General features: G+C 58.8%; 21 protein-coding genes. 13 read left to right on the forward strand and 8 right to left on the reverse strand.

Annotation, left to right across the window (positions count from 1 at the left end; all coding sequences use genetic code 11):
• Positions 1–13: 13 nt before the first annotated feature.
• Positions 14–1,351, forward strand: coding sequence for an NADP-specific glutamate dehydrogenase (gene gdhA, locus ACA064_RS03385; RefSeq protein WP_497672127.1), 1,338 nt, complete (start codon positions 14–16; stop codon positions 1,349–1,351).
• Here the strand turns inward: gdhA and ACA064_RS03390 are convergent.
• From ACA064_RS03390 to ACA064_RS03400, 3 genes are all read right to left on the reverse strand, one after another.
• Entirely contained in the window at positions 1,336–1,842 is a 507-nt protein-coding gene (locus tag ACA064_RS03390; protein ID WP_497672128.1) for a GreA/GreB family elongation factor, read from the reverse strand. The genes gdhA and ACA064_RS03390 overlap by 16 nt on opposite strands.
• Positions 1,843–1,902: 60 nt before the next feature.
• Positions 1,903–3,756, reverse strand: a complete 1,854-nt coding sequence (locus tag ACA064_RS03395) for an Lnb N-terminal periplasmic domain-containing protein (protein ID WP_497672129.1) — start codon at positions 3,754–3,756, stop codon at positions 1,903–1,905.
• A 92-nt stretch (positions 3,757–3,848) separates the two neighbouring features.
• Positions 3,849–4,337, reverse strand: coding sequence for a DUF3015 domain-containing protein (locus ACA064_RS03400; RefSeq protein ID WP_150641131.1), 489 nt, complete (start codon positions 4,335–4,337; stop codon positions 3,849–3,851).
• A gap of 278 nt (positions 4,338–4,615) precedes the next feature.
• Here ACA064_RS03400 and ACA064_RS03405 point away from each other — a divergent pair, with 278 nt between their 5' ends.
• Both ACA064_RS03405 and ACA064_RS03410 read left to right on the forward strand, forming a co-directional pair.
• Entirely contained in the window at positions 4,616–7,054 is a 2,439-nt protein-coding gene (locus tag ACA064_RS03405) for a Lon protease family protein (RefSeq protein ID WP_497672130.1), read from the forward strand.
• 203 nt (positions 7,055–7,257) lie between these two features.
• Entirely contained in the window at positions 7,258–7,578 is a 321-nt protein-coding gene (locus ACA064_RS03410) for a PA4575 family protein (RefSeq protein ID WP_497672131.1), read from the forward strand.
• Positions 7,579–7,602: 24 nt separating this feature from the next.
• On the opposite strand, the gene ACA064_RS03415 is transcribed toward ACA064_RS03410, so the two are convergent.
• Positions 7,603–9,432, reverse strand: a complete 1,830-nt coding sequence (locus ACA064_RS03415) for a hypothetical protein (protein ID WP_497672132.1) — start codon at positions 9,430–9,432, stop codon at positions 7,603–7,605.
• 159 nt (positions 9,433–9,591) lie between these two features.
• Here ACA064_RS03415 and ACA064_RS03420 point away from each other — a divergent pair, with 159 nt between their 5' ends.
• From ACA064_RS03420 to bamJ, 3 genes are all read left to right on the forward strand, one after another.
• Positions 9,592–10,080, forward strand: coding sequence for a TIGR00645 family protein (locus ACA064_RS03420; protein ID WP_008154262.1), 489 nt, complete (start codon positions 9,592–9,594; stop codon positions 10,078–10,080).
• A gap of 304 nt (positions 10,081–10,384) precedes the next feature.
• Positions 10,385–10,687 (forward strand): DUF6482 family protein, encoded by a 303-nt coding sequence (locus tag ACA064_RS03425; RefSeq protein WP_497672133.1) that lies wholly within the window; start codon positions 10,385–10,387, stop codon positions 10,685–10,687.
• Positions 10,688–10,818: 131 nt separating this feature from the next.
• Positions 10,819–11,436: a BamJ family beta-barrel-assembly machinery protein gene (gene bamJ, locus ACA064_RS03430; RefSeq protein WP_497672134.1), complete on the forward strand. Its 618-nt coding sequence runs from the start codon at positions 10,819–10,821 to the stop codon at positions 11,434–11,436.
• Between the two features lie 143 nt (positions 11,437–11,579).
• Here bamJ and ACA064_RS03435 read toward each other — a convergent pair whose 3' ends face one another.
• The 3 genes from ACA064_RS03435 to ACA064_RS03445 form a co-directional block, all read right to left on the reverse strand.
• The gene (locus ACA064_RS03435; protein ID WP_497672135.1) at positions 11,580–11,837 is read right to left on the reverse strand and encodes a PA4570 family protein; all 258 of its coding nucleotides are present in this window, start codon (positions 11,835–11,837) and stop codon (positions 11,580–11,582) included.
• A 192-nt stretch (positions 11,838–12,029) separates the two neighbouring features.
• The gene (locus ACA064_RS03440; protein ID WP_497672136.1) at positions 12,030–12,374 is read right to left on the reverse strand and encodes a zinc ribbon domain-containing protein YjdM; all 345 of its coding nucleotides are present in this window, start codon (positions 12,372–12,374) and stop codon (positions 12,030–12,032) included.
• A gap of 181 nt (positions 12,375–12,555) precedes the next feature.
• A complete protein-coding gene (locus ACA064_RS03445) occupies positions 12,556–13,524 on the reverse strand; it encodes a polyprenyl synthetase family protein (protein ID WP_497672137.1) in 969 nt (322 codons plus the stop codon).
• Between the two features lie 241 nt (positions 13,525–13,765).
• Here ACA064_RS03445 and rplU point away from each other — a divergent pair, with 241 nt between their 5' ends.
• The 5 genes from rplU to ACA064_RS03470 all read left to right on the forward strand — a co-directional run bounded on the left by rplU (position 13,766) and on the right by ACA064_RS03470 (position 17,642).
• Positions 13,766–14,080: a 50S ribosomal protein L21 gene (rplU, locus tag ACA064_RS03450; protein WP_003443915.1), complete on the forward strand. Its 315-nt coding sequence runs from the start codon at positions 13,766–13,768 to the stop codon at positions 14,078–14,080.
• 35 nt (positions 14,081–14,115) lie between these two features.
• On the forward strand, positions 14,116–14,391 hold the full coding sequence (gene rpmA, locus ACA064_RS03455; protein WP_150641122.1) for a 50S ribosomal protein L27: 276 nt from the start codon (positions 14,116–14,118) through the stop codon (positions 14,389–14,391).
• A 194-nt stretch (positions 14,392–14,585) separates the two neighbouring features.
• Positions 14,586–15,809 carry an Obg family GTPase CgtA gene (gene cgtA / locus ACA064_RS03460; protein WP_150641121.1) on the forward strand — a complete coding sequence of 408 codons (1,224 nt, stop codon included), beginning with the start codon at positions 14,586–14,588 and terminating at the stop codon, positions 15,807–15,809.
• A 239-nt stretch (positions 15,810–16,048) separates the two neighbouring features.
• A complete protein-coding gene (proB, locus tag ACA064_RS03465) occupies positions 16,049–17,167 on the forward strand; it encodes a glutamate 5-kinase (protein WP_497672138.1) in 1,119 nt (372 codons plus the stop codon).
• Between the two features lie 10 nt (positions 17,168–17,177).
• Positions 17,178–17,642, forward strand: coding sequence for a CreA family protein (locus ACA064_RS03470; protein WP_497672139.1), 465 nt, complete (start codon positions 17,178–17,180; stop codon positions 17,640–17,642).
• A 182-nt stretch (positions 17,643–17,824) separates the two neighbouring features.
• Here the strand turns inward: ACA064_RS03470 and rpsT are convergent, their stop codons facing one another.
• Entirely contained in the window at positions 17,825–18,103 is a 279-nt protein-coding gene (rpsT, locus tag ACA064_RS03475; protein ID WP_150641118.1) for a 30S ribosomal protein S20, read from the reverse strand.
• A gap of 252 nt (positions 18,104–18,355) precedes the next feature.
• Between rpsT and murJ the strand changes: the two genes are divergently transcribed.
• Both murJ and ribF read left to right on the forward strand, forming a co-directional pair.
• A complete protein-coding gene (gene murJ, locus ACA064_RS03480) occupies positions 18,356–19,894 on the forward strand; it encodes a murein biosynthesis integral membrane protein MurJ (RefSeq protein WP_497672140.1) in 1,539 nt (512 codons plus the stop codon).
• A gap of 129 nt (positions 19,895–20,023) precedes the next feature.
• Positions 20,024–20,962, forward strand: coding sequence for a bifunctional riboflavin kinase/FAD synthetase (gene ribF, locus ACA064_RS03485; RefSeq protein ID WP_497672141.1), 939 nt, complete (start codon positions 20,024–20,026; stop codon positions 20,960–20,962).
• Positions 20,963–20,971: the final 9 nt, after the last annotated feature.

The raw sequence follows: 20,971 nt of genomic DNA on the forward strand, positions 1-20,971 counted from the left end.
GCCGAGACTTTTCATGATCGAATCCGTCGAAGACTTCCTCGCCCGCCTGAAAAAACGCGACCCTGACCAGCCCGAATTCCATCAGGCCGTGGAAGAGGTCCTGCGTAGCTTGTGGCCGTTTCTCGAGGCCAATCCGCACTATCTGACTTCAGGCATCCTCGAGCGGATCTGCGAGCCGGAGCGGGCTATCGTGTTCCGGGTTTCATGGGTCGACGATCACGGCAAAGTCCAGGTCAACCGCGGCTTCCGGATTCAGATGAACAGCGCAATCGGCCCTTACAAGGGCGGCCTGCGCTTCCATCCTTCGGTGAACATGGGCGTGCTGAAATTCCTCGCCTTTGAACAGACCTTCAAAAACTCCCTGACGTCCCTACCCATGGGCGGTGGCAAAGGCGGCTCGGACTTCGACCCGAAAGGCAAAAGCGACGCCGAGGTCATGCGCTTCTGCCAGGCGTTCATGAGTGAGCTGTACCGGCATATTGGCGCGGATCTGGATGTCCCGGCCGGCGACATCGGCGTTGGTGCTCGTGAGATCGGTTTCCTGTTTGGCCAGTACAAGCGCCTGAGCAACCAGTTCACCAGCGTGCTGACCGGCAAGGGCATGAGCTATGGCGGCAGCCTGATTCGCCCGGAAGCCACCGGTTTCGGTTGTGTGTACTTCGCCGAAGAAATGCTCAAGCGCAGCGGCGAGACAGTCGAAGACAAGCGGGTGGCGATCTCCGGCTCGGGCAACGTCGCGCAATACGCTGCACGCAAAGTCATGGACCTGGGCGGCAAGGTAATTTCCCTGTCCGACTCCGAAGGCACGCTGTACTGCGAAGCCGGTTTGAGTGAAGAGCAATGGCTGGCTGTGCTGGAGCTGAAAAACGTCAAGCGCGGGCGGATCAGCGAGTTGGCCGCTCGTTTCGGTCTGGAGTTCCTCGCCGGTCAATGCCCTTGGAATCTGGCCTGCGACATCGCGCTGCCGTGCGCGACCCAGAACGAGCTGGACGCCGACGCGGCGCGGACCTTACTGCGCAATGGCTGCATATGCGTGGCCGAGGGCGCGAACATGCCGACTACCCTGGTGGCTGTGGATATCTTTATCGAGGCGGGCATCCTGTTTGCACCGGGCAAAGCGTCGAACGCCGGCGGGGTGGCGGTCAGCGGTCTGGAAATGTCACAGAACGCCATGCGTCTGCTGTGGACTGCGGGTGAGGTCGACAGCAAGCTGCACAACATCATGCAGTCGATCCATCACGCTTGTGTGCATTACGGCGAAGAGAATGGCCGGATCAACTATGTCAAAGGGGCGAACATCGCCGGTTTCGTTAAAGTTGCCGATGCCATGCTGGCTCAAGGCGTGGTGTAAGCCGGTTCAATGCGCAGGACTTCGATCAACTGATCGCCGGCCGGTCGCTTCCACAGCACTTCATCGCCAGGGTGCGCGCCAAGCAGCGCACGCCCCAGCGGTGAGCCCCAATTGATCAGACCATGGGCGGCATCGGCCTGGTCTTCGCCGACCAATTGCACGCGCTGCTCGACGTTGTGTTCGTCGGCAAAGGTTATCCAACTGCCAATCTGTACTTTCTCGGTCGATGTCGCCGGGGTGACCACTTGCGCGCTTTGCAGGCGCTGATTGAAGTAGCGCAGGTCGCGCTCGAGATCGGCCAGGCGCTGCTTGTCCGTGCGCTCCCCCAGCGCCGATTGCGCACTGTGTTGCACTTGCAGTTCGGCGACTTTGGCCTGCAGCAGGCCCAGCCCACTGGGGGTGACGTAATTGGGTTGCGCACTGACCTGGCGTTCTACCGGTTGGTCGGCTTGCGCAGCGGCTTGATCTTCATTGACGAAGGCGCGGCTCATGACATTTCTCCCGTGAAAATCAGTTTCAAGCTTCAAGCTTCAAGCTTCAAGCTTGCAGCTTCAGTAGTGATACCACTTCACCTCAAGCATCACTTCATTCTCCGGCGAGGCCATCTGGCTGAACTCGCGCTGCGCACTCAAGCGCAAGCCGAGATTGCGCGACAACTCCCACTGCTGGTTGAGACTCAAGCTGCGGCGCACTTCGCCGTTGGTGAAGTAATCGCCTTTGGCTTCCAGGCTGAGATTGCCCAGCGGGTTGCGCCATAGCAAACCGGTGTTGAAACCGGCCGCCGGAGCAATGAACCCGGCGAAGTCTGGATTGTGCTCCGCGCGTGCGGTACCGAGGGCAAAACCGAGCATCTGCTCACCGAGCTGCCAGGTGCCGCCGGCACCGCCATTGACGTGGCTGACCAGGGTTTCATCGTCATGCTTGCCCGGCACTCGCTCCAGGCCGCCAGTGACTTGCCACGAAAGGGGTTGCAGCAGCTCGTTGCGCGGGGTCAGCGAGCGAATGGTCGCCAGGTCCAGTTGCTGTAGCTGCCAGTGATTGCCTTCGTACTGACGCAACTTCATCTGCAGGATTTCGATCTGCGCCCCAAGGGGAAAGCTCTCGGTGTTGTCGTTGAGATCGTGATAGGCCATGCGCAGGCCATATTCGCCAAAGGCCTGGTCGCCCCGGGTGCCAATGCCGGCTTGCCAGGTGCGTGATTCGTGACCGTTTTCGGGCAGGCCCGGGCGCTCGATCGACAGCTCCGGTGGCGGGTTCTGGTTGATCGCCCGCAACAACTCGAAGCTGCGTTGAGCGCGCTGTGGATCGCGCTCCTGACCGTTGGCTCGGTAGCGCTCGAGACGGTAAGCCGCGTCGATGATCAGTGCTTTGCGGGCCCGTGGCTGGGCATTGAAGGCCGGATCCTGCAAGTGTTTCTGGTCAGCGCTGATTTTCAGCACCCAATCCTGCTCCTCGCCGCTCAATGGCTCGGCGCGGCTCAGCAGTTCGCGTTCACGGGATGGCCGGTAGTCGATCTTCTCCACCAGCCCGGCTTCTTTCACGGCTTTGACGGTGTCGGTGGGGATGGCGGTCAGTGGAAATTGCTCGGTCAGCTTGAGACCTGATCGCGCCACTTGCAGCAGTTCGAGCAGCCGGTAGGAGCAGTTTTCATCGAAGAAGAAATAGTCGAACTGGATCTGCTTGAGCTCCCAGACGTGCTCGACCATGCGCTCGGTCTCGACCTGGGTCAGGTTCAGCCGGTATTCCCAGAGGTCACGATTTTCCAGGCTACGGTACTCCGACAACTTCTCCTGATAGGGCACCAGGGCGAAGAGCCCGGGATAGCCGCCCATCAAGCCTTTCCAGGCGTAGAGAATGCTATTGTCCGAACCTTCGATATACGCGCCGAAGTTGATCGCATAGCTGAGCAGGGCGGTATTGTTGCTTTGCACGTCGGCTTGGTCGATCCGCAGCAAGGTGTGGCCGAACATCGACGACGGACTGTTCAGATAAGCCGCCGGGAAGATCATCACCGCGCTATGGGGCGCGACGTCCTTGAACCACTGTTTGAATTCGGTGCAGTCCACGGCGGGCAAGTCGCTCAGATTCAGCTGCGCTTTCAGCCAGCGGGTGCGGGCCGGATAGACGCATTGCGCGTGCTTCTCGCCAGCGCTGGCCAGGGCGTACAGCGCCTGCACGGTCGCCTCCAGCTCATGCTCCGGACGCTGCGCCCCATCGGTCGCGATGAAAAACTTCGGGTCGCTGACATAACTGCGCCAGCCGCCGAGCTTGGCGGATTCGTAGTGTCCCAGGGAAATCCAGAAGGGGTCATTGGCCAGTTGCTGCAAACGTTGATTGTCGATGTGAGGCGCGGCGCACAGCGGGGCGCAGACACAGAGCGCCAGATAGGCAAGGCGTTTGAGCATGGTGGGCAACTTAGAATTCGAGAAAAAAGACCCAAAGCGGGACAGGTCCAAAAAACAAACCCCGCCCCTCGCAAGGAGCGGGCGGGTCGAGCTTAAGCTGGGGTAGCGTATTTGGCCAGACGCGCGTCGCCTTTGAGCACGGCCAGGGTGTTGGTGTGCACATCATCCGCTGTTACATCGGCCTTGCTGAAGATTTGCTGGAAGTGTTGATGAGTGACTGCGGCGAAATGCGCGCGGTCTTCAGGGGCTACGCCCAGCACTACGGCGTAGGTAGTCAGCGCTTCGCCCTGACCCTTGGCCATGTCTTCGGAGAGCTCGTTCATCATGCCGTTCATGGCAATCCAGGACTTGCCGCCGTAAGTCAGCGCAGCATTGGTCGAGCAACCGTTGGTGCCGGAAGTCATACCGAAGGTGGCGTTACCGGAGGTGCCGTTGGTGGTGGATGCCAGGAAGTGAGCCGGGGTGCCACGCTGACCTTCGAACAGCATGTTGCCCCAACCGCAATCCGGGCCGCCTGGCGCTTGCGCCATTGCATTGATGGATATAGCGGTGAAAAGAGTACCGAGAAGAATCCGTTTCATAGCTTTGTTCTCTTTAGGTGCATACCAATGGACAAGGGTTATGACGCCAAGCTGACGCCATTGGGCCGGTTATCAATCCAGCCGCGCAGCTTGGAGTTTAGGCACGATCCAGGGGTTCCGTTATTTTTTGCAAAACATTCCTCGAAACAGCTTCTTTTTCCCCGACCTGCATGGAAGGTTGGCGCTTGTCTATGCTTTGGCTAACGGCGTGCCTTGCCAGCCGGGTGTACCCGGCGCCAGAATGCCGACATCTGCCCCGCCTGATGTAAGGAAGCCCGATGCCTGATTCTGTTGCTGCCAGCTTGCGTCTAGCGCCCGAAGCGCTGACCCGTCCGTTTTCCGCTGAACAGTTCAGCTTCTCTACCACCAATGATCTGGAACCTTTTCGCGGTGTGCTTGGCCAGGAACGAGCAGTCGAAGCCTTGCAGTTCGGCGTGGCCATGCCGCGCCCCGGTTACAACGTATTTGTCATGGGTGAGCCCGGCACCGGCCGGTTTTCATTCGTCAAGCGCTACCTCAAGGCCGAAGGCAAACGCCTGCAGACCCCGGCCGACTGGGTCTACGTCAACAATTTCGATGAGCCGCGCGAACCGCGGGCGCTGGAATTGCCTTCAGGGGCGGCCGGTGCGTTCATTACCGATATCAATGGTCTGATCGACAACCTGCTGGCGACCTTTCCGGCGGTGTTCGAACATCCGTCCTACCAGCAGAAAAAAAGTGCCATCGACCGCGCCTTCAACCAACGCTACGACCGCGCGCTGGATGTGATCGAGCGCCTGGCGCTGGAAAAGGAAGTCGCCCTTTACCGCGACAGCACCAACATCGCCTTCACCCCGATGAGCGAAGGCAAGGCGCTGGACGAAGCCGAGTTTTCGCAGTTGCCGGAGGCCGATCGCGAGCGTTTTCACGTCGATATCGCCGAACTGGAAGAGCGCCTCAACGAAGAGCTGGCAAGCCTGCCGCAGTGGAAACGCGAATCCAGCAACCAGATGCGTCAGCTCAACGAAGAAACCATCACCCTGGCCTTGCAGCCGCTGCTGGCCCCGCTGTCGGAGAAGTACGCGGAAAACGCCGGGGTTTGCGGTTATCTGCAAGCCATGCAGGTTTACCTGCTGAAAACCGTGGTCGAGCAATTGGTCGACGACAGCAAGCCTGACGCGGTGGCCCGCAAGCTGCTCGAAGAGCAGTACTTGCCCAGTCTGGTCGTCGGGCATCATGCCAGCGGTGGCGCGCCGGTGGTGTTCGAACCGCACCCGACCTATGACAACCTGTTCGGTCGCATCGAGTACAGCACCGATCAAGGCGCCCTCTACACCACCTACCGCCAACTGCGCCCGGGGGCTTTGCATCGGGCCAACGGCGGCTTCCTGATCCTTGAAGCCGAGAAAATGCTCAGCGAGCCCTTCGTCTGGGATGCGCTGAAGCGCGCATTGCAGTCGCGCAAACTGAAAATGGAGTCGCCGCTGGGTGAGTTGGGGCGGCTGGCGACGGTAACCCTGTCACCTCAGGTTATCCCGTTGCAGGTCAAGGTCATCATCATCGGCGCCCGGCAGTTGTACTACACGCTGCAAGACCTGGATCCGGACTTCCAGGAAATGTTCCGGGTACTGGTGGACTTCGACGAAGACATCCCGATGGTCGATGAAAGCCTCGAGCAGTTCGCTCAGCTGTTGAAAACCCGGACCTCGGAAGAGGGCATGGCGCCGTTGACCGCCGATGCGGTGGCGCGCCTGGCGACCTACAGTGCGCGACTGGCCGAGCATCAGGGGCGATTGTCGGCGCGTATCGGCGATCTGTTCCAGCTGGTCAGCGAGGCGGATTTCATCCGCCATCTGGCCAACGACGAGATGACCGACGCCGGGCATATCGAACGAGCGCTCAAAGCCAAGGCAACGCGCACCGGCCGGGTCTCGGCGCGGATTCTCGACGACATGCTGGCGGGAATCATCCTGATCGACACCACGGGAGCGGCGGTGGGCAAGTGCAACGGGCTCACCGTACTGGAAGTCGGTGACTCGGCGTTCGGTGTCCCGGCACGGATCTCCGCCACGGTCTACCCGGGCGGCAGCGGCATCGTCGACATCGAGCGCGAGGTCAATCTCGGGCAGCCGATCCACTCCAAGGGCGTGATGATCCTTACCGGGTACCTGGGCAGTCGTTATGCCCAGGAATTCCCGTTGGCGATCTCCGCGAGTATTGCCCTGGAGCAGTCCTACGGTTATGTCGATGGTGACAGCGCCTCTCTGGGCGAAGCCTGTACATTGATCTCGGCACTGTCGAAAACCCCGCTCAAGCAGTGCTTTGCGATCACCGGCTCGATCAATCAGTTCGGCGAGGTTCAGGCAGTCGGCGGGGTCAACGAGAAAATCGAGGGCTTCTTCCGTCTCTGCGAAGCCCGCGGTTTGACCGGCGAGCAGGGCGCGATCATCCCGCAGGCCAACGTCGCGACCTTGATGCTCGATGAGCGTGTGCTGTCGGCAGTGCGCGCCGGGCAGTTCCACGTCTACGCCGTGCGCCAGGCTGATGAAGCGCTGAGCCTGCTGGTCGGCGAGCCTGCCGGCGAGCCGGATGCCGAGGGCCAGTTCCCTGAAGGCAGTGTCAATGCACGGGTAGTGGAACGCCTGCGAGTAATCGCTGAAATGATCAGCGAAGACGATCTCAAGGAGGCGGAAAAAGAGGCGGCTCTAGAGGCGTTGGCGGGGACCAAGCCGCTCTGAGACTGATCGGGGGAGGGGCTCGCCCCTTCGCCACAAAGCTGGCGTCAATGTTCACAAAGTGACCATTTGGCGCCGCTTGTCTTCGCAAGCTTTTAAGTCCGGACTTTTACTCTATTCTCAGGGCAGGGATATCGACAGTAATCACTGGATCGAGCCAGCCTCTGTCTGAAGGCTGAATACCGGATCTACCGAGGGTCGCCGCCATGTCGCGCAACCTCTGCCTTACACGCCAATGCCTTGGCCTGGTCACCCGTATCGAGTGCAGCATTCGTCCGCTTGCAGGAGATACCGGGATGTGGACCTTGCTCTTCGCCGCCGGAATGGCCGGTGAGCAACCTTCCGCGATTAAAGCCCAAGGGCCGTTCCATGGACCTTTCGTGGCCGAATCAATCCTTGAAACCATCGTTGAAAGCCTGACCTTGCACGGCTACGAGCTGGCCGACGATCCGCAAATCTGGTGCCTGCACCTACAGGCCCAGTTGCGCGAAATCAACGGTGGGCGTTGTCGTCCCAGCGATTTTTAGTGACATCCCGGGTACTGGGGCCCGCTACTCGACAGGGTTTTCCGTGTGCGCCCTGTCGAGTTTGACTTCGAAGCCATATTCGACCCTCTTCAGGTCGGTGCGCTGGTAGGTTTCCAGCTGGCTCGGCTGGCCGTAGAAATAATGCACATCCAGCAGCGCAGGCTCGCCCGAGGCCGCGCCATGGCTGATCGCAAGAATCTCCTTCAAATAATTACCGCTGTCGTCCTTGGCGTAAAAGCGCCAGTCCTGCGCCGGGAACAGCTTCTGGTCGACCATCAGGGCATTGCCCTTGAGCTCCAGGCCTTTGGGCAGTTGGTTGGCGGCGAGAGAGTTTTTTTCGATTTGGGCAAGAGACAATGGCATCGAACCTATGGCATAGGCCGGCGTTTCCGGAAACAAATTCAGGTCGTAGGTAATAGTCGCGCGTAGCGGATCGACCTCGTAGGCTTCGGCTGGCAGCTCGATGGGGTCGCCGCGTTTACCGTCATCACCCTGGGTGAAAAAGGTTACCGGAGAGTCGCCGGTACTGAACGACGAGCCCAGCAATTCATCATTGAAGGTTTTCGGGTGATCGAACTCGATGCGTGCGGCACTGGGGTCTTCGACCGACTGGCTGATGGAGATGCGCCTTTTCAGGGTGTCCTCGTCAAGCGTGGCGTCCTTGAGCCAGGTCGGCGCCTGGTCGTCATACACCACTACCGGCAATGACAGGCTCTGGATGGTCTTCTCGGTAGTATTGCGATCGAACTGTCGCACCGGCAGTTTCAGGTCCTTGCGCGTCAGTGTGGCGCCCGAGAAGTCGAGTACGCTGACTTCCAGGGTGTCGATGGTGCCGTTGAAATAGACCTTGGTGTAATGGCGGGTCTGCTGACGTTCGAAGGTTTGCTGCTGCTCCTTGAGCTGCTTCTCGAAGGTCTCGCTCCAGGCCTGCTGTTTCTGCATCTCGGCCAGTTGTTTTTCATAGAAGGCAATTTGTTCGGCGTTCTCGTTGATCGAGCCCGAGCGCGAGAGAAATTGCCCGGTAGTGTCTCTGGCCTGAACCATCAGCGGATTGAGTGCCGCTGCGCTGACGTCTGCGGCCAGGGTTGCGCTGTTGCTCATTTCGATTTGCGCAGAGTTCTTATCCAGGGCCAGCAGGGTAACGCTGATGTTTTCATCCGTACGTGTTTGGCCCACGTCCTGCCTGGTCAGGTCGAAGGTGAGCACTTTGCGCGGCGCGATGACTTCCAGCTGGCCTTGCAGCATCACCGGCTGAGGCTGGTTCTTGTTGTGGGCTTCCAGCCCCTCGATGTAGGGGTAGGCCACCGTCAGATCGTCCGGGCTGGTCAGGTTGGAGCTTGAAGGGCTCAACTGAATGCCGGGGTCGGTTTCCGACCATTCGGATTGAAACGCGATGACCTGCTTGTCGCTCAACGTCACGGATTGCCATTGCAGACCGTGAGGGAACGGAAACCCGGCCGGCATGTTGAAATTGAACGGGAACACCGGCTGCAAGTCGGTCAGGTAGTCGGAACTGGATGATCTTCGCAGCACGAACAAGCCATTGACGTAGGTGTCGACCAAGGCTTGCGGGCCTGGATAGTGTTTGAGCAGGGCCATGGCGTCTTCGCCATACTCGGTTTCGATCGGCTTGCTCTGGAGTTTGAGCCGGGCCCGTTCGAGCAATAACAGAGAGCCGCCGAGATCGGCCACGGCGTCCTTGAGCTGCGGATCATGGATTTTATCCAGCGATTTTTCGAACTGCGCGGTCTTCTCTTCGAGGCTGATCTGCTGCTTCTCATCGCTGGGTGAGCAGCCACTGACCAGCAGCGCGATGCACAGACCGGCACTGGTTGAAAACAATCGCAAATCCATTTTTCAGTCTTCCTGTCCGACGTCAACGAGCGGCGTGATTGACTGCGACACTAGCAGAAAAACCCTATGGCAGAGGGGCAGGTCATGGATTTTCCAGCGGTTTATGGGTTTTTGCCCGGCTGTTATACTCGCCGCCATTTCCAGACTTTGTGAGATTCAATGGAACGTTTTATCGAGAATGCAATGTACGCCTCGCGCTGGCTGCTGGCGCCGATCTACTTCGGTCTGTCCCTGGGGTTGCTGGCCCTGGCGCTGAAGTTTTTCCAGGAAGTCTTTCACGTCATTCCCAACGTATTCTCGATGGCCGAGTCGGATCTGATTCTGGTGCTGCTGTCATTGATCGACATGGCGCTGGTCGGTGGTCTGCTGGTGATGGTGATGATTTCCGGTTACGAGAACTTCGTTTCCCAGCTCGACATCGATGAGGATAAGGAAAAGCTCAACTGGCTGGGCACCATGGACTCCTCTTCATTGAAAATGAAGGTGGCCGCCTCGATCGTGGCGATTTCGTCCATTCACCTGCTGCGCATATTCATGGACGCGAAGAACGTCGATCCCGAGCACCTGAAGTGGTACGTGATCATCCACATGACCTTCGTGATCTCGGCCTTTGCCATGGGTTACCTGGACAAGCTGACCAAGCACTGACATGTGGCGAGGGAGCTTGCTGTGGCGAGGGGGCTTGTCGGACCGCCGCACCGCCCCGTTCGGCTGCGCAGCAGTCGTAATCCGGCTGATGGATTTTACCTGACAAAACGCGGTTGCAGGTTTTAGGGCCGCTTCGCAGCCCAGCGGGGGCAAGCCCCCTCGCCACAACAAACCCGCCACAACAGGCTCGCTCGCCACAGGACCATGGTGAAACTGACGGGCGGCGGCGTTTGCTGCTTGTGCTTTTGCACCGCGAGGCATATGCCTGTAACTGTCTTGGGCTTGAGTTGCGCGAGGTGCGCTTATGAATCTGCAAGAGTTGAATGCCTATGCCGTCGCCGGGAAGGTCGACGAGATCAACCTGATCTCCCTCGAAGGCGGTATCTACCTGATCGAGGCGCGGATACATGGTGCGGCCTATCCACTGAGCGACACTCATGGCCAGATGATACATGTGCGCTCGGTGGAGCATGCCCGTGAAATACTGCATGCCTTTCCGAAGCTGCCATTCAATCTGATTCATACCTCGGTCCATGATGAAATGTGCGGGATGTCGTCCAGCACTGAGGAAACCTTGCGGGTGCCGATCGCTTCCGGTACTTCCTGATCGGTCGCACGGGTGCTCATCACCAGCCCGACTTGTGTGCTAGTCTGCTCGCCCTTTTGGTTCCGGGCGCTCCGGAATGAGCTGTGCACGCACGGCAACTTTCCGAGTCGTCCGCACAGCGGAGCAGTGTTATGTCCGAAGTAAATCTGTCCACCGACGAAACCCGCGTCAGCTACGGCATTGGCCGTCAGTTGGGCGACCAACTGCGCGACAACCCGCCACCGGGCGTTAACCTGGACGCGATCCTGGCTGGCCTGACCGATGCCTTCGCCGGCAAGGAAAGCCGTGTTGGTCAGGAAGAAATGTCCGCCAGCTTCAAAGTAATTCGTGAAATCATGCAAGCCGAAGCGGCTGCCAAGGCTGAAGCGGCTGCTGGCGCTGGTCTGGAGTTCCTGGCTGAAAACGCCAAGCGTGACGGCATCACCACTCTGGCTTCCGGCCTGCAGTTCGAAGTGTTGACCGCAGGTGAAGGCGCCAAGCCATCGCGCGAAGACACTGTGCGTACTCACTACCACGGCACGCTGATCGACGGCACTGTGTTCGACAGCTCCTACGATCGTGGGCAGCCTGCAGAATTCCCGGTTGGCGGCGTGATCGCTGGCTGGACCGAAGCCCTGCAACTGATGAACGCCGGTAGCAAATGGCGTCTGTACGTGCCGAGCGAGCTGGCTTACGGCGCGCAAGGCGTGGGCAGCATCCCGCCGCACAGCGTACTGGTATTCGACGTCGAACTGCTCGAAGTTCTGTAAGACCCTACTGTAGGAGCGCGCCCTGTGGGAGCGGGCTTGCTCGCGATAGCGGTTTGTCAGTCAACATCAATGTTGAATGTGCCGGCCATCGCGAGCAAGCTCGCTCCCACACAAGCCCGCTCCCACAGTTTTTGCGGTGATCTTCATATCTGGAACTTGGTATTCAGATCCCCCGCCGGGCGCAATGCTCGGGCATAGCAGAACAGAAACAGGCTGCGCACCAGCTCCTTGAGCACCACCGGCTCGCTGGAACTCAGACTGCTGACGTCCAGGTCACCCTGGTCTTGCAGCTCATTCAAGGCTTCTTCTTCCAGTACCGCACAGACTTCTCCGGTTTCCCGATGCAGGATCCGCAGGTAAGGCTGTGGGCGGTCCAGCCAGGCATCAATCAAATAAGTCATGGTTCTCATCTCCGCTGAAGGGTTCAATGAGAATAATTCTTATTCAAATAATAGCAAGCGCCTATTGGCTATTTCTTGGCTTTTTTGTGTGGGTATTGTTGTCAGGCAAAAAGGCTGGCCTTTTGCTATTGGTGCGCGGGCATTACTGGGGCAAGCGCCATCCCGCACAGGGCACGGGATGGAGCAGCAGGTTCAGACGACCTTTCTGACGAACTCGGATTTGAGCTTCATCGGGCCAATGCCGTCGATCTTGCAGTCGATGTCGTGGTCGCCATCGCACAGACGGATGTTCTTGACCTTGGTGCCGACTTTGACCACCAGCGAGGTGCCCTTGACCTTGAGGTCCTTGATCACGGTGATGGTGTCGCCATCTTGCAGGACGTTACCGACCGAGTCTTTCTTCACTGAATCATCGGCCACAATCTCGGCTTCGCCGCTGGCGGACCACTCGTGGGCGCATTCCGGGCAGATCAGCTGAGCACCGTCTTCGTAGGTGTATTCGGAATTGCATTTTGGGCAGGGTGGCAACGTGCTCACTAAGGCTCCTTGGATTCAGGATGGCTAAAAGGCACGCATTGTATAGGGTTTTGTCACAGGAAGGTGGTGCGGCGGATAACCTGTGGGAGCGGGCTTGCTCGCGATGCGGCTAACTCGGTATAACTTTGAAACCGAGGTGATGCCATCGCGAGCAAGCCCGCTCCCACAGGGGATTTCGTTGTTAGTGCGTGCGAGCGACCGCAAACTCACTCAACTCCACCAGCGCATCGCGGTATTCGCTGGGGGGCAAGGTGTCGAGGCAAGCGATCGCGCGGGCCACGTAATCGCGGGCCAGTTGGGCGGTGTAATCCAGAGCCCCTGAGGCTTCCACGGCGGCGCGGATGCGCTCCAGGTCTTCGATGCCGCCTTTCTGGATCGCCTGGCGCACCAGTGCCGCTTGCTCCGGGGTCCCTTCGCGCATGGTATAGATCAATGGCAGGGTCGGTTTGCCTTCGGCCAGATCGTCACCGACGTTCTTGCCCAGGGTTTCTGCGTCGCCACGGTAATCCAGCAAATCATCAACCAGCTGGAAGGCTACACCCAGGTGATCGCCAAAGGTGCGCAGGGCTTCACTCTGTTCCGGGCTGGCACCGGCCAGGGCCGCGGCGCTGTGGGTCGAAGCCTCGAAAAGCATCGCGGTCTTGCCGCGAATGACTTCCATGTAGGTTTCTTCCGTGGTGCTGGCGTCACGAACCTTGGACAGCTGCAACACTTCGCCTTCGGCGATGATTCGTGTGGCTTGCGAGAGGATCTTCATCACGGGCATCGAGCCCAGTTCGACCATCATCTCGAAGGAGCGCGAGTACAGGAAGTCGCCGACCAGCACGCTGGGAGCGTTGCCCCACATGGCATTGGCGGTCGAACGGCCACGGCGCATGCCGGACATGTCGACCACGTCGTCATGCAGCAGGGTGGCGGTGTGCAGGAACTCGATGGTCGCGGCGAGCAGGCGCATGTCATCGCCTTCGCGACCCAGGGCCTTGCCACACAGCAACACTAATAACGGACGCAGGCGTTTGCCCCCGGCCGAGGTGATGTAGTCGCCGATTTTAGATACCAGCGGCACTCGGGAAGTCAGCTGCTTCTTGATGATGCCGTCGACGGCGTTGAAATCGTCCGCCACCGCGCGGTAGAAAGCTTGGGGTTGCATCAGTGACAGGTGCTCCAGAAGGGTTGCGCGGCATGCTAGGACCCGCGTCAGCAGGTGTCAAGGCGCTATGCTCAGGCACTTGCATCGTCAATGCAGCTTGCGTACAATCGCGCACCCTGAACTTCCTGGGCAGCACCTGCCTTACGCAATTGCATATGGGCCGTTCCAGCCCCATGCAGCCATGCCAGCCAATACCTCTTCTTATAAAGAGCTGGGTGAGCAGGATTATCGGAGAAATACCATGTCTTATGCAGTAATCGTTACTGGTGGCAAGCAATACAAGGTCGCCCCAGGTGAATACCTGAAGATCGAAAAACTGGAAATCGCTACCGGCGAATCCGTTACTTTTGATCGCGTTCTGTTGGTTGCCAATGGCGACGACGTGAATATCGGTGCTCCAGTTGTTCCTGGCGCTACCGTTGTTGCTGAAGTGATTTCCCAAGGTCGTCACGATAAAATCCGCATCATCAAGTTCCGTCGCCGTAAGCACCACATGAAGCGTATGGGCCACCGCCAGTGGTACACCGAGATCAAAATCACCGGTATTCAGGCTTAATTTCAGCCTAATTCCTCACTAGGAGAATTGAACTCATGGCACACAAAAAAGCTGGTGGTAGTACCCGTAACGGTCGCGACTCAGAAGCCAAACGCCTTGGCGTGAAGATGTATGGCGGCCAGGTTATCATTCCGGGCAACATCATCGTGCGTCAGCGCGGCACCCAATTCCACGCCGGTTACGGTGTTGGCATGGGCAAGGATCACACCCTTTTCGCTAAAATCGAAGGCGTGATCAAGTTCCAGGTTAAAGGCGCCTTCGGTCGCCGTTACGTAAGCATCGTCCCGAAGACTGAAGTCGTCGCGGCGTAATTGCGTAATGCTGGAGAAGCCCTGTCTTGCGACGGGGCTTTTTCGTTTGTGGGGTGAGTCTCTTGCAAAGCTGTTTGTATGGGCTGCCAGCGCTGGATTTTGCGGTCGTTGATTGAGGTCGCTGCGCTCATTTTTGCAAGAGTCTTATGTCTTAGTGTTTTTCGGCTCGCCCATGCGGCGAGAGGCGTTTTGTAATGAAGTTTGTTGATGAAGTTTCGATTCGAGTAAAGGCTGGTGACGGCGGCAATGGCTGCATGAGTTTCCGTCGGGAAAAATTCATCGAAAACGGTGGCCCGAACGGTGGTGATGGCGGTGATGGCGGCTCGGTCTACATGATCGCCGACGAAAACCTCAACACCCTGGTGGACTATCGCTACACCCGGCACTTCGATGCCGAGCGCGGCGCCAACGGCGGCAGCACCGACTGCACCGGAAAAAAAGGTGAAGAGCTGGTATTGCGGGTTCCGGTCGGCACCACCGTCATTGACTCTGCGACCCAGGAAATCATTGGCGATCTGACCAAGGCTGGCCAGCGTCTGCTGGTGGCTCATGGCGGCTGGCATGGTCTGGGCAACACTCGTTTCAAATCCAGTACCAACCGTGCGCCGCGCCAGACCACTCCGGGAAAGCCGGGTGAGGCGCGTGATCTCAAGCTGGAAATGAAGGTGTTGGCCGACGTCGGTCTGCTGGGCTTGCCGAACGCCGGCAAAAGTACCTTTATCCGTTCGGTCTCGGCAGCCAAGCCAAAGGTTGCCGATTATCCGTTCACCACCCTGGTGCCAAACCTGGGCGTGGTCAGCGTCGATCGCTGGAAAAGCTTCGTGGTCGCCGACATTCCGGGCCTGATCGAAGGCGCTTCCGATGGCGCGGGCCTGGGGATTCGTTTCCTCAAGCACTTGTCCCGTACCCGTCTGCTGCTGCATCTCGTTGACATGGCGCCACTGGATGATGCCAGTGCCCCAGACGCTGCCGAAGTGATCGTCAGCGAACTGACCAAGTTCAGCCCGTCCCTGGCGGAGCGTGATCGTTGGCTGGTGCTGAACAAGTGCGACCAGATCCTTGAGGAAGAGCACGACGCTCGGGTCAAGGAAATCGTTGATCGCCTGGAGTGGACTGGTCCGGTCTACGTGATCTCGGCCATCGCCAAGCAAGGCACTGAGCGTCTGTGTCACGACATCATGCGTTATATGGAAGATCGTGCCGATCGCCTGGCTAACGATCCGGCCTACAAGGAAGAGTTGGCGGATCTCGATCAGCGTATCGAAGACGAGGCTCGTGCCCAGCTGCAAGCCCTGGACGACCAGCGTGCGTTGCGTCGCAGCGGCGTCAAGTCGGTCCATGACATCGGCGACGATGATTGGGACGAAGAAGATGTGGATGATGAAGATGGTCCGGAAATCATTTACGTCCGCGACTGATTCATTGTGTAGGAGCTGCCGCAGGCTGCGATCTTTTAGGGTATTGAAGATCGCTGGCGCGTACTGAAGCTCCTTCGCGAAGCAATCAATCTGGCCGGGCGCGGTGTTATCATCGTCCGCACGCCAGTTTCCAAGGCGCCGCTCATCGAGCGGCGTTTTGGTATCTGCAAAACGCAAGAATACGAATAATCTCATGGGTGGCGCTGGGTCGCGCCACTCGCCGGCATAGGTTGAATAAAATGCGGAGCAAGGTGGCAGGTGCGCGGCGCTGGGTCGTGAAGATTGGCAGCGCTTTGCTGACGGCGGACGGCAAGGGTCTGGATCGCGCGGCAATGGGTGTCTGGGTCGAGCAGATGGTGGCCCTGCATGAGGCGGGCGTCGAGTTGGTGCTGGTTTCCTCTGGTGCGGTCGCGGCGGGCATGAGCCGCCTGGGCTGGACTACACGACCGAGTGCCATGCACGAGTTGCAGGCCGCTGCGGCGATTGGTCAGATGGGCCTGGTGCAAGCCTGGGAGTCGAGTTTTGCCGAACATGGCCGGCACACGGCGCAAATCCTCCTGACCCATGACGACCTGTCCGATCGCAAGCGCTACCTCAATGCCCGCAGCACCTTGCGCGCGCTGGTCGAGCTCAAGGTCATCCCGGTGATCAATGAAAACGACACCGTGGTCACCGACGAAATCCGTTTCGGCGATAACGACACGCTGGCGGCATTGGTGGCGAACCTGGTCGAGGCCGATTTGCTGGTCATCCTCACTGATCGCGATGGCATGTTCGACGCTGATCCGCGCAACAACCCGAATGCCAGCCTGATTTACGAAGCTCGCGCCGATGATCCGGCGCTGGATGCCGTGGCTGGCGGCACCGGTGGTGCGCTCGGTCGTGGCGGCATGCAGACCAAGCTGCGTGCCGCACGGCTGGCGGCGCGTTCCGGTGCGCACACGATCATCGTGGGCGGGCGCCTGGAGCGGGTGCTGGACCGGCTGAAGGCTGGCGAGCGCATTGGTACCTTGTTGTCGCCCGAGCGCGGCATGCTGGCGGCGCGCAAGCAGTGGCTGGCCGGGCATTTGCAGACTCGCGGGACCCTGGTGCTGGATGCTGGTGCGGTGTCCGCGTTGTCTCAGGGCAACAAAAGTTTGCTGCCGGTAGGCGTCAAATTGGTTCAGGGTAGTTTCCGTCGTGGCGAAATGGTGGTCTGTGTGGCTCCGGATGGGCGTGAAATCGCCCGTGGCCTGGCGAACTACAGTGCCTTAGAGGCGCAAAAGATTATCGGTCAGTCGTCAGAGGCGATTGTCGGTCTGCTGGGTTACATGGCGGAGCCAGAGCTGGTTCATCGCGATAACCTGATTCTGGTTTGAGGAAAGTTGAATGCGTGTAGCAAAAGGATTGTTGGGTCTGCTGTTGGCGCTGCCACTGCTGGCCTCGGCCGAGGAGATTGGCCAGGTGTCTACGGTGTTCAAATTCGTCGGCCCGAATGACCGCATCGTCGTCGAGGCGTTTGATGATCCAAAGGTCGAGGGCGTGACCTGCTATCTGTCTCGGGCCAAGACTGGCGGTGTGAAGGGTGGTCTGGGATTGGCTGAGGATCGCGCAGAGGCGTCCCTCGCTTGTCGTCAGGTCGGTCCGATCAGCTTCAAGGGTGAGCTCAAGGATGGCGACGAGGTGTTCAAGGAGCGTACTTCGCTGGTGTTCAAGACCATGCAGGTGGTGCGCTTCCTCGACAAGAAGCGTAATACCCTGGTTTATCTGGTCTACAGCGATCGCTTGATCGAAGGTAGCCCGCAGAATGCGGTGACCGCGATCCCGATTCTACCTTGGGCGCACGCCCAGTAATCTAGCGAAGATCAAGTGTGGGAGCGAGCTTGCTCGCGAAGACTGACTAACATTCAACATCTATGTCGACTGTTATGCAGCTATCGCGAGCAAGCCCGCTCCCACTTTTTTGCGGTGTGTTTGCTGAATCGCAGGCAATAAAAAACCGACCCTAGGGCCGGTTTTTTAACAAAGCGTGTCGCTTAGGCTGCTACAGCAAGGCTCAGAGCCTTGATGTGGCCATTCAAACGGCCTTTATGGCGAGCAGCTTTGTTCTTGTGGATGATGCCTTTATCGGCCATACGGTCGATAACTGGCACGGCCAGAACGTAAGCAGCTTGTGCTTTTTCAGCGTCTTTTGCGTCGATGGCTTTAACTACATTCTTGATGTAGGTACGAACCATGGAACGCAGGCTGGCGTTGTGGCTGCGACGCTTCTCAGCCTGTTTTGCACGTTTTTTGGCGGAAGGTGTGTTGGCCACCGTCGAGCTCCTCGAAAGACTTTTTGGGAAATAGCAAACAAAATAGGCCGCGAATCATGCCGATGAGATGAAGTCTTGTCAAGGGCGGATGATGCGTTCCGCTAAGTGGTCGATCTGAAGTGGCGGGATATTTATTTCCGGCGCTTGACCTGTAAACTCGCGAACTTTGGCTCTGTGCTGCTGCGGCGCGGAGTATCGCATATGTGGGCGCTTAGTTCGCCTGCTCTTTATCTACAGGCTAAAACTCTTTCAATGAATCTGCTCAAGTCGTTGGCCGCCGTCAGCTCTATCACGATGCTTTCCCGGATTCTGGGGTTTGTACGTGACACCATTATCGCGCGCACATTTGGTGCCGGGATGGCCACGGATGCGTTCTTTATTGCGTTTAAATTGCCCAATCTGCTGCGGCGGATCTTCGCCGAGGGGGCTTTTTCCCAGGCTTTCGTACCGATTCTGGCGGAATACAAAAGCCAGCAGGGCGAAGAGGCGACGCGAACCTTTATTGCCTATGTCTCGGGGTTGCTGACGCTGGTCCTGGCGCTGGTGACCATCGCCGGGATACTGGCCGCGCCCTGGGTGATCTGGGCGACCGCGCCGGGGTTTGCCGATACGCCGGAAAAATTCGCGCTGACTACCGATCTGTTGCGAGTAACCTTCCCTTATATATTACTGATCTCCCTGTCTTCACTGGCGGGAGCGATCCTCAATACCTGGAACCGTTTCTCCGTCCCGGCCTTCGTGCCGACCCTGCTCAACGTCAGCATGATCATCTTTGCGCTATTTCTGACCCCTTACTTCGATCCGCCAGTCATGGCCCTGGGCTGGGCTGTGCTGGCCGGAGGGTTGGCGCAATTGCTCTACCAGCTGCCGCACCTGAAAAAGATCGGCATGCTCGTGCTGCCACGCCTGAATCTGCGCGATAGCGGGGTCTGGCGGGTGATGAAGCAGATGCTACCGGCGATTCTCGGGGTATCGGTCAGCCAGATTTCGCTGATTATCAACACCATCTTCGCCTCGTTTCTGGTGGCGGGCTCGGTGTCCTGGATGTATTACGCCGACCGACTGATGGAGCTGCCCTCCGGCGTGCTCGGCGTAGCGTTGGGGACGATTTTGCTGCCAACGCTGGCCCGCAGCTACGCGAGCAAGGATCGCCAGGAGTACTCGCGAATTCTCGACTGGGGCCTGCGCCTGTGCTTCATGCTGGTGCTGCCGTGCTCGCTGGCGCTGGGGATACTGGCCGAGCCCCTGACCGTTTCGCTGTTCCAGTACGGCCAATTCAGCGCCTTTGATGCGACCATGACGCAACGGGCATTGATCGCTTATTCGGTGGGTTTGCTCGGGATTATCGTGATCAAGGTGCTGGCTCCGGGCTTTTATGCGCAGCAGAACATCCGTACTCCGGTGAAAATCGCGATTTTTACCCTGGTCGTCACGCAACTGTTCAACCTGGTGTTGATCGGTCCCCTGCAACACGCGGGTCTGGCCCTGGCCATCAGTATTGGTGCCTGCATCAACGCGAGCCTGTTGTTCTATCAGCTGCGCAAGCAGCAGATGTATCAGCCGCAGCCGGGCTGGGGTAAATTCAGCCTGAAGCTGCTGGTCGCGGTGGCGGTGATGTCCGCGGTATTGCTGGGCTTGATGTACCTGATGCCAGCATGGGGCGAGGGCCACATGCTTGAGCGTTTCCTGCGTCTGGGGGCTTTGGTCGCAGCTGGCGTCGTGGCGTATTTCGGTATGCTGGCGCTGATGGGCTTCCGTTTGAAAGATTTCAATCGCAAGGCGCTGAACTGACGACGGATCGAAGATAATCGTGGGTAAGGCGTCGGTTTTGTCGGTTCGATCACTTTGGGTTACGGTGTTGCCTGTCGTCAGGCGCCGGGTGTGGTTATAATCGACCACTTTATGAGCAAGAAGCGCGTTATGCAGCTGGTTCGAGGCCTCCACAATCTGCGCCCCCAGCATCGGGGCTGTGTCGCCACTATTGGCAACTTTGACGGTGTTCACCGTGGTCACCAGGCGATCCTGGCCCGGCTGCGTGAGCGTGCGCTCGAGTTGGGCGTGCCCAGCTGCGTGGTGATTTTCGAGCCGCAGCCGCGGGAATTCTTCGCCCCGGATACGGCTCCAGCCCGCCTGGCACGCTTGCGTGACAAGCTGCAGTTGCTGGCGCAAGAGGGTGTTGACCGGGTCTTGTGCCTGGCCTTCAACCAGCGCTTGAGCAAGCTCAGCGCCGCTGAATTCGTCGATACCATCCTGGTCGATGGCCTGGGAGTGCAGCATCTGGAGGTCGGTGACGACTTCCGTTTCGGTTGTGACCGGATCGGTGATTTCGATTTCCTGCAACAGGCTGGAGTCCTTCAGGGTTTCACCGTCGAAGCGGCACAGACCGTCGAGCTGGACGGTATTCGCGTCAGTAGCACCCAGGTCCGCAATGCCCTGGCCGCTGCCGATTTCGCTTTGGCCGAACGCTTGCTCGGTCGTCCGTTCCGCATTGCCGGGCGGGTGTTACATGGCCAGAAGCTGGCGCGCCAATTGGGTACGCCGACGGCCAACATACAACTCAAGCGCCGTCGCGTGCCGCTGACCGGGGTTTACCTGGTGAGTGTCGACCTCGACGGCAAGACCTGGCCAGGCGTCGCCAATATCGGCGTTCGGCCAACGGTCCAAGGTGATGGCAAGGCCCACCTGGAAGTGCATATTCTAGATTTTGCCGGCGATCTGTATGACCGGCGTGTGACGGTGGTTTTCCACCACAAGCTGCGCGAAGAGCAGCGTTTCGCCTCTCTGGAGGCGCTGAAGACGGCGATCAATGCGGATGTCGCCGCCGCCCGTGCCCATGCCGCACCTAGCGCAAATCGCTAATTAAGAGCC

The sequence above is a fragment of the Pseudomonas sp. LBUM1658 genome, from assembly GCF_059716055.1.

Excerpts from the sequence above, each read along its gene's own strand:
- gdhA (WP_497672127.1), top strand. The coding sequence starts at position 14 with ATGATCGAATCCGTCGAAGACTTCCTCGCCCGCCTGAAAAAACGCGAC.
- ACA064_RS03435 (WP_497672135.1), bottom strand. The coding sequence starts at position 11,837 with ATGACTTATTTGATTGATGCCTGGCTGGACCGCCCACAGCCTTACCTG.
- ACA064_RS03425 (WP_497672133.1), top strand. The coding sequence starts at position 10,385 with ATGAATCTGCAAGAGTTGAATGCCTATGCCGTCGCCGGGAAGGTCGAC.
- ACA064_RS03445 (WP_497672137.1), bottom strand. The coding sequence starts at position 13,524 with ATGCAACCCCAAGCTTTCTACCGCGCGGTGGCGGACGATTTCAACGCC.
- ACA064_RS03410 (WP_497672131.1), top strand. The coding sequence starts at position 7,258 with ATGTCGCGCAACCTCTGCCTTACACGCCAATGCCTTGGCCTGGTCACC.
- ACA064_RS03390 (WP_497672128.1), bottom strand. The coding sequence starts at position 1,842 with ATGAGCCGCGCCTTCGTCAATGAAGATCAAGCCGCTGCGCAAGCCGAC.
- rplU (WP_003443915.1), top strand. The coding sequence starts at position 13,766 with ATGTCTTATGCAGTAATCGTTACTGGTGGCAAGCAATACAAGGTCGCC.
- ACA064_RS03415 (WP_497672132.1), bottom strand. The coding sequence starts at position 9,432 with ATGGATTTGCGATTGTTTTCAACCAGTGCCGGTCTGTGCATCGCGCTG.
- ribF (WP_497672141.1), top strand. The coding sequence starts at position 20,024 with ATGCAGCTGGTTCGAGGCCTCCACAATCTGCGCCCCCAGCATCGGGGC.
- ACA064_RS03400 (WP_150641131.1), bottom strand. The coding sequence starts at position 4,337 with ATGAAACGGATTCTTCTCGGTACTCTTTTCACCGCTATATCCATCAAT.
- cgtA (WP_150641121.1), top strand. The coding sequence starts at position 14,586 with ATGAAGTTTGTTGATGAAGTTTCGATTCGAGTAAAGGCTGGTGACGGC.
- ACA064_RS03470 (WP_497672139.1), top strand. The coding sequence starts at position 17,178 with ATGCGTGTAGCAAAAGGATTGTTGGGTCTGCTGTTGGCGCTGCCACTG.
- ACA064_RS03420 (WP_008154262.1), top strand. The coding sequence starts at position 9,592 with ATGGAACGTTTTATCGAGAATGCAATGTACGCCTCGCGCTGGCTGCTG.
- bamJ (WP_497672134.1), top strand. The coding sequence starts at position 10,819 with ATGTCCGAAGTAAATCTGTCCACCGACGAAACCCGCGTCAGCTACGGC.
- ACA064_RS03405 (WP_497672130.1), top strand. The coding sequence starts at position 4,616 with ATGCCTGATTCTGTTGCTGCCAGCTTGCGTCTAGCGCCCGAAGCGCTG.
- rpmA (WP_150641122.1), top strand. The coding sequence starts at position 14,116 with ATGGCACACAAAAAAGCTGGTGGTAGTACCCGTAACGGTCGCGACTCA.
- ACA064_RS03395 (WP_497672129.1), bottom strand. The coding sequence starts at position 3,756 with ATGCTCAAACGCCTTGCCTATCTGGCGCTCTGTGTCTGCGCCCCGCTG.
- murJ (WP_497672140.1), top strand. The coding sequence starts at position 18,356 with ATGAATCTGCTCAAGTCGTTGGCCGCCGTCAGCTCTATCACGATGCTT.
- proB (WP_497672138.1), top strand. The coding sequence starts at position 16,049 with ATGCGGAGCAAGGTGGCAGGTGCGCGGCGCTGGGTCGTGAAGATTGGC.